Genomic DNA, 13,203 nt, shown 5'->3' on the forward strand with positions numbered 1-13,203 from the left:
CATGAACTCCGTGCCGGAAGACAGACGATATCACCTAAATGAGGTCGCTTTCGGCGATTTTCAAGTCAGAAAATTTATGAGGGACGCATCGGAGGTTGCCTGTCCGTGCGTCGCCTCTGTGTCAACCGATCAATTCATTATGCGCCGTTCACCTGATGCTCGGGCGCATCAAACCCATTCCCATCAGGCGCGGGCCTTTCCGGCACTACCGGCCGGGTCGGCATGACGCGCTTCGCCCGCCGGAGCCGTTGCCTTCAGGCCGCTCTCAGCGCTTGCCGGACGCCACCGGCGCAGCAACAGCGCGTTGCTCACCACGCTTACGCTGCTGAGAGCCATCGCCGCGCCCGCGATCACCGGGCTGAGCAAGCCGAAGGCCGCTAGCGGAATCCCGATCACGTTGTACGCGAAAGCCCAGAACAGGTTCTGACGGATCTTCGACCACGTGCGGCGAGAAACATCGATGGCGTCGGCAACCCGCTGCGGGTCGCCCCGCATGAGGGTGATGCCCGCTGTCTGCATGGCGACGTCCGTACCCGAGCCCATGGCAATGCCGACATCAGCAGCGGCCAACGCCGGGGCGTCGTTAATGCCATCGCCGACCATGGCTACGACAGCGCCGTCGCCCTTGAGTTGCGTAATCACTTCAGCCTTGCGTTCCGGCAATACGTCGGCGTGTACCTCGTCGAGCCCGAGCGCATCGGCCACCGCCCTGGCGCTCCCGGCGTTATCGCCCGTCACCATCACGCAGCGTACACCCAGCGCATGCAGTCGTTCGATCGCCGCTCGCGCCGTGGGCTTGAGCGTGTCGCCGAAGGCCAGCAGACCGAGCAACCGCGCCGGCCGCCCCGCATTCGTCTCGATCAGCCACGAAACGGTGCGCCCCTCCGACGCCAGGCGCGTGGCTTCCTGTGCCAACGATTCCTGCGACACCCCAAGCTCGTCGAGCAAGCGCGTATTGCCAAGTTGCAACGTATGTCCTTCACCGGCTTCGCCCGATGCGGCAACACGTGCTCGCATACCTCGGCCCGGCAATGCAGCAATGTCTGACGCCACAGGTACCGATGCGCCCAGTCCCGCTTCGTCCGCTGCCGTCGTCACGGCCTTCGCCAACGGGTGCGAGCTGCCCGACTGAACCGCCGCCGCCAGACGCAACAGCGTCTCGGCCGACGTGCCGTTCGCAGGCAAATGCGCCACCAGACGCGGCTTGCCTTCCGTCAATGTGCCGGTCTTGTCGAACGCCACCACGTTGATGCGGTGCGCCAGTTCGAGAGCCTCGGCATCCTTGATCAGAATGCCCTGCCGGGCGGCCGCTCCGGTTCCCACCATGATCGCTGCCGGCGTCGCCAACCCGAGGGCACAGGGACACGCGATCACCAGCACCGCCACGGCGTTGAGCAATGCGGCCTCCATGCCAATGCCCAGCGCCAGTCCGGCCACCACCGTCACGATGGCGATCAACACCACGACCGGCACGAACACTGCGGCAACCCGGTCGACGGCACGCTGAATCGGCGCCTTGCCTGCCTGGGCGTCTTCGACCATGCGGATGATGCGGGCCAGCGCGGTATCGGCGCCGACAGCGCTCGTTTCCACCCGCAGCGTTCCCGCCCCGTTGATCGAGCCACCAACGACCGTGTCCCCGGCCGCCTTGTCGATGGGCAACGGCTCGCCGGTCAACAAGGATTCATCCAGTTGGCTGGCGCCATCGCGAATCACGCCGTCGACAGGCACCCTTTCACCCGCGCGCACGACCACCCAGTCGCCCACCTTGACCTGACCCAACGGCACGGTGACTTCGCTGGCCGAACCCTGCGGGTCGCGCAGCACCCGCGCGGTCTCGGGACGCAGCGCGGCCAGCGCTCGAATCGCTTCGACCGTGCGACGCTTTGCCCGCGCTTCGAGCCACTTACCCAACAGCACAAGCGTGATCACGACGGCCGCCGCCTCGAAATACAGATGCGGCATGCTGCCAGCGGGGGCGCGCCACCATTCGTAGAGGCTCAACCCATACGCTGCAGACGTGCCCAACGCGACCAGCAGATCCATATTCCCGCTACCGGCGCGTACCGCCTTGTAGCCTGCGCGGTAGAACCGTGCGCCGAGCCAGAACTGCACCGGTGTCGCAAGCAGCCATTGCACCCACGGCGGCGGCATCAGGTGAATGCCGAACGGTTCGAGCAGCATGGGCAGCAAAAGCGGAAGCGACAGGACCGCTGCAACCGCCACAGGCCACCAGGTCGGCCCCGCAGGTGCGGCGGCTGCCTGCGCCGGGTCGACGACCGGTGTGGCTTCATAGCCTGCCTTTTCGACCGCGGCGGCCAGCGCATCGACGTCGACGACGCCGCGCACGCCACGCACGGCCGCTCGCTCCGTCGCCAGATTGACGTTGGCCTCGACCACGCCCGGCACCTGACGAAGCGCCTTTTCCACACGACCGGCACACGACGCGCAAGTCATGCCGCCAATCGACAGCTCGTACGATTGCTCCGCCACCTGGTATCCGGCGTCACTCACCGCTGTCTCGACGGCCCCCAGCAGCGCCGCGGGTGTCACGCCCGCCGCCGCCTCGACGGCCGCCGTCTCCGTCGCGAGATTCACATTCGCGCTCGCGACGCCCGGCGCGCGCCGCAACGCCTTCTCAACCCGCGCCACACACGACGCGCACGTCATACCTTCGATACCGACCGACCAGTTCTGAGTCATTTATAGGCCTCCGGGAGGACTGTCATCATGTGTCACAGCTTAGAGGTTCCCATGACAGGAAGGTCAAGCACCTTTTGGTCGTCGAATCTCACGTCGTGCGCCCTCGCGTCAATGTGTCGCAGTCCCGCCTCTGTCAGTGCCGTCCCGCTTCATCCTCGTTATCTATCAAGATAGCGCGTCCGGAACCGTGCCGGTTTGGGCCGCGTCTGACCGGACACGCGAATCTGCCGAAAAAGTGCTTGAGCTTCCCGCAATAGGAAGGTCTATGATGCATTTCACAGATCAGTACCCCGAAACCGCTTTCAAGGAGAGCAACATGCAAGTCCAAGTCGAAGGAATGACCTGTGGTCATTGCGTCAAGGCCGTCACGCGTGCGATCACCGAGCTGGACGGTGCCGCCAAGGTCAATGTGGATCTGGGTGCCGGCCGTGTCGACGTCGAAAGCCGCCTGTCGCCGTCGGAAATCAGCGCCGCCATTACCGACGCAGGCTATACGGTCAAGGGCGCCACCGCCTGAGTCGCAGTCTTCTCTGCAGGCCAGCAGCACCTTGTGCTACGCTCTGTCTCGCCGAATACGTCAGGACGCCACACGATACGTAACCGTGTGACACCTGACGTGCGGCATACACGTCTTCAGGGCGGGGTGAAAGTCCCCACCGGCGGTATGTGACACGGCGCAGCGCGAGCTGCGTGCGTCATGAGCCCGCGAGCGCCTGCCAACGTTGCTTTCGCAACACCGGCAGGGTCAGCAGATCTGGTGCGAAGCCAGAGCCGACGGTCATAGTCCGGATGAGAGAAGATGCGTCGATACCCACGTGCCGCGGGAGGTTGTCCCGTGGTGTCGTCCGTTCGCATGCCCCGAAAACGTTTTTCGCCCGATTGACTTACGCGAGGAGCGTTTCATGTCCGTTATCACGAGCACTACCCAAGCTGTCCCGCAAGGCAACACTGCCGACGATCTGCATGCGTATCCGGCATTCGCCAACCTGGCCCCCGTCGACGTCCGTCTGGCCGCCGCGCTCGACGCGATGCGCGAAGGCCGCCCCGTTATCCTGATGGACGATCTCGATCGCGAGAACGAGGCCGATCTGATCGTCGCCGCCGAGAAAATCACGCCGGCCACCATGGCCATGCTGATCCGCGAATGCAGCGGCATCGTGTGTCTGTGTCTGCCCGACGAAACCCTGCGCCGTCTCGATCTGCCGCCCATGGTCGAGCAGAATCAGAGCCGCTACGGCACCGCCTTCACGGTGACGATCGAGGCGCGTCAGGGCGTGAGTACCGGCGTCTCGGCTGCCGACCGCGTCACGACCATCCGCGCAGCCATCGCCGACAATGCCCAGCCCTCGGATTTGTCCCGTCCGGGACACGTCTTCCCGCTGCGTGCGCAACCGGGTGGCGTGCTTACGCGTCGCGGTCACACCGAAGGATCGGTGGATCTGGCGATGCTCGCCGGCCTCAAACCGGCCGCCGTGCTTTGCGAACTGATGAATCCGGACGGCACGATGACTCGCGGCGCCGACATCGAGCGCTTCGCCGAGCAGCACGACCTGCCGATTCTGACCATCGACGAACTGGCCAACTATCGCCGCAGCCACGCGCAAGCGGCCTGAAACCCCCACTGGAACGGGACGTGGGAACGACGCCCGCCGTCGTCCCCCGCGTCCCGCCTCGACGCTTTCCTCTAACGCGGACGCCCCGAACGCTCGGCGTGACTTCTATAATCGGGAGACATCCCTAGCATCATAAAAGTTACGAGGAAGACGCGATGAATAGCAAACCCGATGCTGCCGCCGTGCTGGCGCAGTGGGAAGCCGAAGAAGCGGCGGTACGTGACCGGATCGAACGTCAAGGTCCGGCGCGCTACGGAGTTGCGACGCCGTCCGACGTCATCGGCCTGTCCGGCGGCGAAATCTTTCAGGCGATGTTCGACGGCAAGCTGCCGATGCCCCCGATCAGCGAGACGCTCGGCTTCATTGCGATCGAAGTGGCGAACGGTCGCGCTGTCTTTCAGGGTCGGCCAGCGCTGCCCTATTACAATCCTCTCGGCTCAATTCACGGCGGCTGGTTCGCCACGCTGCTCGACTCGGCAGTCGCCTGCGCCATTCACTCGACGCTGCCCGCAGGGCGCAGCTACACCACGCTGGAACTCAAGACCAACATGGTCCGCGCGCTCACGCGCGACGTGCCATGCGTGCGTGCCGAAGGCGAAGTCATTCAGGTCGGACGTCAGGTCGGCATTGCCGAAGGCCGTATCGTCGGGCCGGACGGCACGCTGTATGCGCACGCCACGACCACGTGCCTGATCTTCGACTTCCCCCCGCGCAAAGGCTGATGCGAAGGAAGTCGCACAGGTTTCACGGATCTCAGCGATCTCAAAGGTCTCAAGGGTCTCAAGGGTCTCAACTGCCTCAACGGCCTCAACGGCCCTCATAAAGAAAAAGCCCGCCCGGGAAACCCCGGCGGGCTTTTTCGTGTCGATGCCGACGCAGCCGATCAGTGCGACGGTCCGCCGCCGCCGTGCTCACCGTCCGGCTGATGCTCCAGCGTTTCCTTGAGCGCGATTTGCAGTTTCGCATGCATGCGAACGAACCAGCTGCGCATGACGATGGCCAGCACGACCGTGCCGGCGAGAATCAGCACGATCATTTCCGTCGACGGGAGAATGCTCGCCGACAGCGCCGCCACCAGCAGAATGACACCGACCATCGCCGCAAGCGGCAGGATCTCGGCTACCACGCGACGCACCTGGAACGTATAGCGTCCGGTCAGGCTCGGCGGCACCGACAGCTCGACGAGCAGCAACGAGAGCGACTTGAGCTTGCGATATACCGCGATCAGGAAAGGCAGCGACAACACCAGCGCACCGCCCCAGACCACGGCACTTTGCAGACTCGGATCGCGCACCCACGGCGACATCAGTTCGGCCAGCCGACGGTAGAAGAACGCGCCCCCGAGGAAGATCGTGACGACCAGCGCCAGATTGATGGCCACGCTCACCACGATACGACGCACGATGGTGACGATGGCCGCGCTATCGCCCGTCAGATGAATGCTTTGCAGCCACTGCGTGTACTGCCCGAGCACGTAGGACAGGCGTCCCGGCATCGCGCGTCCCAGCCAGCCCGTCACCGGATCGGCGCTCTTGATGAGGTAAGGCGTGAGCAGCGTCGTGATAACCGACACGGCCACGGCAATCGGGTAGAGGAAATCGCTCGTCACCTTGAGTGACAAGCCAAGCGACGCGATGATGAACGAGAATTCGCCGATCTGCGACAGTCCCATGCCCACGCGCATCGACGTGCGGCCATCCTGCCCCGAGAGGTATGCACCCAGACCGCACGACACGATCTTGCCGAGCACCACGGCCACGGTGATCAACAGGATCGGCCAGATGTAGGTGGCCAGCACATTCGGGTCGAGCAACAGGCCGATCGTGACGAAGAACACCGCGCTGAACATGTCGCGCAACGGCGCCACCAACCGCTCGATCGTGTGCAGCTCGCGCGCTTCGGCCATGATCGCACCGATCAGGAACGCGCCGAGTGCCACGCTGTAGCCCATCTGGATGACGAGCAGACAGAAGCCGAAGCACAGGCCGAGCACCACCACGAGCAGCATCTCGTCGCTCTTGAACTTCGCCACATACGCGAGAATGCGCGGCACCAGCAGAATGCCCACCACGAGCGACACCACCATGAACAGCAGCAGCTTGCCGAGGGTGAAGGTGGCCTCACCGGCGTCGACCGAACCGCTGATGGCAATGCCCGAGAGCAGCGCGATCATGCCGATGGCAAGCACGTCTTCCACGATCAGCACACCGAAAATCAGTTGCGCGAAGCGCTCCCGCTTCATGCCCAACTCGTCGAGCGCCTTCACGATGATGGTGGTCGACGAAACGGCGAGCATCGCACCGAGGAAGATCGAATCCATCGTCCCCCAGCCGAAGAAGCGCCCGATCTCGTAGCCGATCCAGAGCATCAGCACGATCTCGGTCAGCGCTGCCACGAAGGCGGTCACCCCCACGCGCGCCAGTTTGCGCAAGCTGAACTCCAGCCCCAGCGAGAACATCAGGAACACCACGCCCAGCTCGGCCAGAATGCCGATGGTCTTCTCGTCGTGTATCAATCCGAACGGCGGTGTGTACGGCCCGATGATCACGCCCGCCACGATATAGCCGAGCACGACCGGTTGCCGGAACCGGTTGAAGATGACCGTCACGATGCCGGCCAGCAGCATGATGACGGCCAGGTCCTGAATGAAGTCGATGGCGTGATGCATCCGATACGTTCTCCCCGCGGCGCGTTGCGCCGATTTTGCTGTTCTTGACGCCACGCCGGCCACGCGCTGCGCCCCTCGCGGGCCGCAACGGCAACACAAGACGTGATGCTTGATGAAGGTGGGAAGCCAGCCATGTGCCGCTGGCTTGATAGACGTTGCGTTCGTTCGCCCGGTCACCCCATGACCGGACCGCCATGCGGCTTGTCGGCTCCGCAGCCTCCCCCGGGAGGCCTCCGGTATCGCCACCGGATTGCAGAAATCGGACAAACCACCGGCCGAAAACGGGCGCCGAATCAATATACGCGATGGGCTGACGCGCGCGCAACCCAAGATTGACGGGGCTTTCGATAAAAAATTCCCGTTTTTCGCCTCTCATGCCGAAATTTTTTTTCTTGCTTTTTGTCGCTCGACACAGTGAAATATCACACAAATATCAAACGCATTTCACTAACCGCACTTTGCAGGAGCTGGCGCCGCATGCGTTCCCGTCTGCCCTATTCCGCGTCGCCCGCCCCCGAACACGACACGACGACAAACACCGGCGCCCGCATGGGCTTCCTGAACGCTGCCAGTTCGGCCGACCGCGACGGCACGATCCGGCACGGCTACGCCGCCATCGCCGACTGACACACCCCGCCCCGATGCCAAACCAGATTCACGAGACCCGCGAACTCCTGTCTGCCCCAAGTGCGCCCGCGCCCGCCGATACCCGCAGCCTGACCGAGCGCGCGTACGACGCGATCAAGCACGACATCATCACGCTGCGACTGCGCCCGGGCGAGACACTCAACGAAGCGCAACTGATGCAGTCGACCGGGTTGGGACGCACACCGGTGCATCAGGCCATGCACCGGCTGGCGCACGAAGGGCTGATCGTGATCCTGCCGCGCAAGGGTGCCCTGGTCGCGCCGGTCTCCCTCAACGACGCCCTCGAGATCATCGACGTACGCATGATCAATGAGACGTATTGCGTGGAACTCGCCGCACGCGCGGCGACGCCCGAGGATCTGGCCACCATCGCGGCGGTGCTCGCGCGCTCGCGTGAGGCCATCGCCTCGCGCGACGTCGCCGCGATGATGCGCATCGACCGTGACTTCCACCTGGCGATCTCCCACGCTTCGCGCAACCAGACGCTCGTCGAGCTACTGCGGGGTCTGCATGAGCGGTCGCTACGTTTCTGGTTTCTGGCCCTGTCGACGCCCAGCCATCTGGAAGGCGTCTACGAAGAGCATCTCGAGTTGTACGAAGCCCTCGCCGCACGCGACGCCGAGCGTGCGCGCCGGGCCATCGCCCGTCATATCGACGAATTCCGAACCCATATTCTGAAAGCGATCTGAACATGAGCACCGACGCCATCGATCTGCAACGCCCGCTGTCCGACCTCGCCGCCGCGCTCGACGCCGGACGTACCACCAGCCGCGCACTGACCGAGCAGGCCCTCGCGCGTATTGCCGACCCTGCGGGCCAGGGCAACGTCGTCTTCACCCAGGTCGACGCGCAGGCGGCACGCGACGCGGCCGACGGCCTCGACGCGCTGCGCCGCGCCGGTGCACGCCTCTCGCCGCTCATGGGTATTCCCGTCTCGGTGAAGGATCTCTTCGATGTGACCGGACAAGTCACGCGCGCGGGTTCCAAAGTACTGGACGACGCGCCGCCCGCCACACACGATGCCCTCGCGGTCGCGCGTCTGCGTCAGGCGGGCGCGGTGATCGTGGGGCGCACCAACATGACCGAGTTCGCCTTCTCCGGTCTCGGGCTCAACCCGCACTACGGCACGCCGCGCTCGCCGTGGCAACGGGAGATCGGACACATCGCCGGCGGCTCCTCGTCGGGTGCCGCAGCCTCCGTCGCCGACGGCATGGCGGCCGTCGGCCTGGGGACAGACACCGGCGGTTCGATCCGCATCCCGTCGGCCTTCTGCGGTCTCACTGGCTTCAAGCCGACCGCCGCACGTACGCCGCGCGATGGCGCCCTGCCGCTGTCCACGACACTCGACTCCGTCGGCCCGATCGGCCGTTCCGTCGACTGCTGCGCCTGGGTCGATGCCATCCTTTCCGGCAAGACCGTCGATGAAATCCCGGCCGCACCGCGTGACATGCGCGGCATGCGCTTCGGTGTGTTGACGAATTTCGTGCTGGATGGCGCGGAACCCGCCGCCCTCGCCATCTACGAGCGTGCGTTGGCCGCCCTTGCGAAGGCAGGCGCCACGCTCGTCGAGTTCACGTTCGCACCGTTCGACACGCTGCCCGCGATCAACCGCTTCGGTTTTTCCCCCATCGAAGCGTATGCATGGCACCGCAATTTGCTGGCCGAGCGCGCGCAAGATTACGATCCGCGTGTGCTTGTGCGCATCCGCAAGGGCGAACCGGCCAGCGCAGCCGATTACATCGATCTGCTGAACGCCCGCGCCGCGCTCATCGCCGCAGCGAACCCCGTCTGGCAGCGCTTCGACGCCGTGCTGTGCCCGACCGTGCCGCTGGCCCCGCCCGCCATCGCCCCGCTCGAAGCCAGCGACGACACCTTCACGGCTACCAACGCGCTCGTGCTGCGCAACCCCACGGCCATCAACATGATCGACGGTTGCGCGTTTTCGCTGCCTTGCCAGGGCAAGGGAGAAGCGCCGATCGGGCTGATGTTGAGCGGCGCGGCGGGCGACGACGCGCGTCTGTTCCCGGTCGCGCGTGCCGTCGAACATGCATTGCGCCTGGCGGGTCTCGGCGGCTGACGTCATACACGTGGGTGACGAGGTGGGACGACGATCCACCGCCTCGCATTCACCGATCGTCGCCGTAACAGGCGCGCGCGGCATGGCTCCCGCGCCAAATGCCGCGCAGCGTACGGAAATCAGGTGGAAAGTTCCCCCTCTTTTTCGCATCACACACGGCTCGGGCTGGGGTTACAATCCCAGCCCAAGTGCCCGTCGCCCGGTGTCATGCGGGGTGTGACGGGAATTGTGATGGCCCACCGCCCGAAGTGACATGAACGCTCAACTCGACCCGGCCCTGCGCCGCGAACGTCTGCTGTACCTCCTGCTTTCCGTGGTCTGCCTCGCACTGCTTGGCGGTGCGCTGTACTTCCAGTACGTGCTTCACGAAGACCCGTGTCCGCTGTGCATCCTGACGCGTTACGCGCTCGTGCTGACGGCGATCTTCGGTCTGTTCGGTGCCCTCTCGGGCGGCTGGGCCGGCATCCGGGTAGCACGTGTGCTCGCCGCCCTGTCGGCGATTGGCGGCATGGCCGCGTCCGCGTACCTAATCTACGTGCAGGCCAATCCGATGGTCAGTTGCGGCTACGACGTCGTCGAGGGGTTTGTCGATGCCCTGCCGACGTCGCGCCTGCTGCCGCAAGTCTTCCAGGTCCAGGGGATGTGCCAGACGATGTACCCGCCGATCCTCGGCCTGACGCTGCCGATGTGGTCGCTCGCCGCGTTTGTCGTGATTTTCCTGTCGCTGGCGCTGCATCGTCCACGTCGCGCCATCTCGCTGCGCTAAGCGTCTTGCGTCTCACCGGCCGTCCGCCATCGGCGACGGCCGCATCTTTTTCCTTCCCGGTCTTCCCGTTCAGGGCTTCGCCAACGCAGGCGCCTGCCCCGCCCCGCCGTTCGCCGCATCGAGTTCGGTCGCCACTTCCGCAACGCGCCGCCGCAGCCATGTCACTTCGGGTGCCGCGTGCGTGCGCTCGTGCCAGAGCTGATAGAAACGCATTGGCGGGAAGGCGAACGGCGACGGCAGCACCCGGATCGGCAGATAGCGCGCATAGTGTTGCGCGAACTGTCGTCCCGTCGTGAAGACCAGATCGGTGCGCATCAGCACATACGGCACCAGTCCGAAGTACGGCATCGTCATCTGGATATTGCGGCGCAGGCCCTGCTCGGCCAGACACCCGTCGATGAAGCTCTGCCGCTCGGCGACATACGGCGTCGGCGCCAGATGCGGCAATTCCAGATAATGCTTGAGCGAAATGCCCTTGTTTGCGAGCGGGTGCTGGGCGCCGAGCATGCAAACCACTTCGTCGTCGAACAGCCGTGACATGTGCAATTGCGGCGGCGGCTCCAGCCAGTTGCCGATCACCACGTCCAGCGAGCCGTTTTCCAGCGCCCCGGCATAGTCGAACCCCGCATTGATGGGCTGAACATGCAGGCGTGCCGACGGCGCGTCGCGGCGCAACACCTCGGCGATATTCGGCAGGAAGACGGCGTCGAGATAATCGGGCGCCCCCAGCCGGAACGCCCGCGTCGTGGTCTGCGGCGCGAATTCCGTGGTCGGATGCGTGATCCGGTCGATGGCCGCGAGCGCGTCGGTCGCATAGCCCAGCAGTTCCCGGCCGCGTTCGGTCGCGACCATGCCGCTCTTGCCGCGCACCAGAATGGCGTCGCCGGTGATCTCGCGCAGCCGCCGCAGCGAGTTGCTGATGGCCGGCTGCGACTGGCCGAGCTTGAGCGCGGCGCGCGAGACGCTTTGTTCGGTCAGCAGCGTGTGCAGTACCCGCAGCAGGTAGGCGTCGATCTGTTCGCGGGGTCTTTGCATGGGCTTCGGGGCGCTCGGATGGCGTGGGGAACACCGGATGACGGCGGGCTGAGCCATAGTTTATGACAATGCCACGTCATCGGGGCGCCCGAATAGGCATCATCATCGCCACGAAATATTTCCCCCGGCACCCGGTGCTATCTTCGGCTCATCCCTACGCCGTCAAAGACACGGCGCGTCTGCAATCCCACTGCACTACACTGAGAATCATGGAGACACAAGCCATCCGCTTCTTTTACCGCGGCAAGGTGCACGAGGTCACTGGCGAGGCCACGACCCGCACCGTGCTGCAGTACACGCGCGAAGATCTGCACTGCACCGGCACGAAGGAAGGCTGCGCCGAAGGCGATTGCGGCGCCTGTACGGTCGTCATCGGCGAGTTGGCCGACGATGGCAACGTGGCGTTGCGGGCGGTCAACGCGTGCATCCAGTTCCTGCCGACGCTCGACGGCAAAGCCCTCTTCACGGTCGAAGACCTGCGCGCTGCCGACGGCACGCTGCACCCGGTGCAGCAGGCGCTGGTGGACTGCCATGCCTCGCAGTGCGGCTTCTGCACCCCGGGTTTCGTGATGTCGCTGTGGGCCATGTACCTGAACCGTCCGGCCGAAGCCGGCTGCCCGAGCCGACGCGAAATCGACGACGTGCTCTCCGGCAACCTGTGCCGCTGCACCGGCTACCGCCCGATCGTCGACGCCGCCCAGCAGATGTTCAACCTGCCGCGTCAGGCATTCGACCGTAGCGCGCTCGCCCGGCAACTCCAGGCGTTGCAGCGCAGCGACACCCTGTCGTACGAACACGACGGTCACGTCTTCCACGCGCCGCGCACGCTGACCGAACTGGGACGCTTGCGTGCCGCCTACCCGGACGCCCGCATCCTGGCCGGCAGCACCGACGTCGGTCTGTGGGTCACCAAGCAGTTCCGCGAGCTGAAGCACCTGATCTACCTCGGACAGGTCGCCGAACTGCGCGACATCGCCGAAGGCCCCGATGGCCTCTACATCGGCGCCGGCGCCCTGCTCAACGATGCGTTCGATGCCCTCGTCGAACACTATCCGGACCTGGCCGAGCTGCGCCAGCGCTTTGCGTCGTTCCCGATTCGCAATGCGGGCACCCTCGGCGGCAACGTCGCCAACGGGTCGCCGATCGGCGATTCGATGCCCGCGCTGATCGTACTGGGCACGCGCATCGTGCTACATCGCGAAGGCGTGGTGCGTGAGATGCCGCTCGAGGACTTCTATCTCGCCTACCAGAAGAACGCGCTCGAACCGGGCGAATTCGTGCAAGGCATTCGCGTGCCGCTGCCCGGTGTCGCGCAGCGATTCCGCACGTACAAGCTCGCCAAGCGCTTCGATCAGGACATCTCGGCCGTGTGTGCCGCGTTCGCCGTCGAACTCGAGGGCGAGACGATCCGCTCGGCGCGCGTGGCTTTCGGCGGCATGGCCGCCACGCCCAAGCGCGGCAGCGCCATCGAAGCCGCCCTGACGGAGCAACCGTGGACCGAATCGACCGTGCGCGCCGCCATGGCAGCATTGCCCGCCGATTTCCAGCCGCTCTCGGACATGCGTGCGACCAGTGCCTACCGGCTCGCCGGGGCGCAGAATCTGCTGTATCGTTTTTTCCTGGAAACGCGTACCGATGCGCCGCTCGCGGCCCATGAAGTCAATGCGTTCGCGAACGTCTAACCGGAGTTGCC

General features: G+C 65.1%; 11 protein-coding genes and 1 riboswitch. Of the genes, 8 read left to right on the forward strand and 3 right to left on the reverse strand.

Going from position 1 to position 13,203, the window contains the following annotated elements:
- Window positions 1-183: 183 nt before the first annotated feature.
- Window positions 184-2,703 (reverse strand): heavy metal translocating P-type ATPase, encoded by a 2,520-nt coding sequence (locus ABWO90_RS20205; protein ID WP_353193016.1) that lies wholly within the window; start codon window positions 2,701-2,703, stop codon window positions 184-186.
- Between the two features lie 316 nt (window positions 2,704-3,019).
- Between ABWO90_RS20205 and ABWO90_RS20210 the strand changes: the two genes are divergently transcribed.
- From ABWO90_RS20210 to ABWO90_RS20220, 3 genes are all read left to right on the forward strand, one after another.
- Window positions 3,020-3,220, forward strand: coding sequence for a heavy-metal-associated domain-containing protein (locus ABWO90_RS20210; RefSeq protein WP_353193017.1), 201 nt, complete (start codon window positions 3,020-3,022; stop codon window positions 3,218-3,220).
- A gap of 108 nt (window positions 3,221-3,328) precedes the next feature.
- Window positions 3,329-3,508: riboswitch (FMN riboswitch) on the forward strand.
- 97 nt (window positions 3,509-3,605) lie between these two features.
- Entirely contained in the window at window positions 3,606-4,316 is a 711-nt protein-coding gene (ribB, locus tag ABWO90_RS20215) for a 3,4-dihydroxy-2-butanone-4-phosphate synthase (protein ID WP_353193018.1), read from the forward strand.
- A gap of 155 nt (window positions 4,317-4,471) precedes the next feature.
- Window positions 4,472-5,038 (forward strand): PaaI family thioesterase, encoded by a 567-nt coding sequence (locus ABWO90_RS20220; RefSeq protein ID WP_353193019.1) that lies wholly within the window; start codon window positions 4,472-4,474, stop codon window positions 5,036-5,038.
- A 161-nt stretch (window positions 5,039-5,199) separates the two neighbouring features.
- On the opposite strand, the gene ABWO90_RS20225 is transcribed toward ABWO90_RS20220, so the two are convergent.
- Window positions 5,200-6,984, reverse strand: coding sequence for a cation:proton antiporter (locus ABWO90_RS20225; RefSeq protein WP_353193020.1), 1,785 nt, complete (start codon window positions 6,982-6,984; stop codon window positions 5,200-5,202).
- A gap of 477 nt (window positions 6,985-7,461) precedes the next feature.
- On the opposite strand from ABWO90_RS20225, the gene ABWO90_RS20230 reads away from it, so the two are divergent.
- The 4 genes from ABWO90_RS20230 to ABWO90_RS20245 all read left to right on the forward strand — a co-directional run bounded on the left by ABWO90_RS20230 (window position 7,462) and on the right by ABWO90_RS20245 (window position 10,475).
- A complete protein-coding gene (locus tag ABWO90_RS20230; RefSeq protein ID WP_353193021.1) occupies window positions 7,462-7,611 on the forward strand; it encodes a hypothetical protein in 150 nt (49 codons plus the stop codon).
- Window positions 7,612-7,625: 14 nt separating this feature from the next.
- A complete protein-coding gene (locus ABWO90_RS20235; RefSeq protein ID WP_353193022.1) occupies window positions 7,626-8,321 on the forward strand; it encodes a GntR family transcriptional regulator in 696 nt (231 codons plus the stop codon).
- Between the two features lie 2 nt (window positions 8,322-8,323).
- Window positions 8,324-9,709 (forward strand): amidase, encoded by a 1,386-nt coding sequence (locus ABWO90_RS20240; protein WP_353193023.1) that lies wholly within the window; start codon window positions 8,324-8,326, stop codon window positions 9,707-9,709.
- 253 nt (window positions 9,710-9,962) lie between these two features.
- A complete protein-coding gene (locus ABWO90_RS20245) occupies window positions 9,963-10,475 on the forward strand; it encodes a disulfide bond formation protein B (RefSeq protein ID WP_353193024.1) in 513 nt (170 codons plus the stop codon).
- A 69-nt stretch (window positions 10,476-10,544) separates the two neighbouring features.
- Here ABWO90_RS20245 and ABWO90_RS20250 read toward each other — a convergent pair whose 3' ends face one another.
- Window positions 10,545-11,510 carry a LysR substrate-binding domain-containing protein gene (locus tag ABWO90_RS20250; RefSeq protein WP_353193025.1) on the reverse strand — a complete coding sequence of 322 codons (966 nt, stop codon included), beginning with the start codon at window positions 11,508-11,510 and terminating at the stop codon, window positions 10,545-10,547.
- 209 nt (window positions 11,511-11,719) lie between these two features.
- On the opposite strand from ABWO90_RS20250, the gene xdhA reads away from it, so the two are divergent.
- The gene (gene xdhA, locus ABWO90_RS20255; RefSeq protein ID WP_353193026.1) at window positions 11,720-13,192 is read left to right on the forward strand and encodes a xanthine dehydrogenase small subunit; all 1,473 of its coding nucleotides are present in this window, start codon (window positions 11,720-11,722) and stop codon (window positions 13,190-13,192) included.
- Window positions 13,193-13,203 lie beyond the last annotated feature (11 nt).

Origin of the sequence: Pandoraea pnomenusa (assembly GCF_040391475.1) — a bacterium.
Taxonomy (GTDB): Bacteria; Pseudomonadota; Gammaproteobacteria; order Burkholderiales; family Burkholderiaceae; genus Pandoraea; species Pandoraea pnomenusa_C.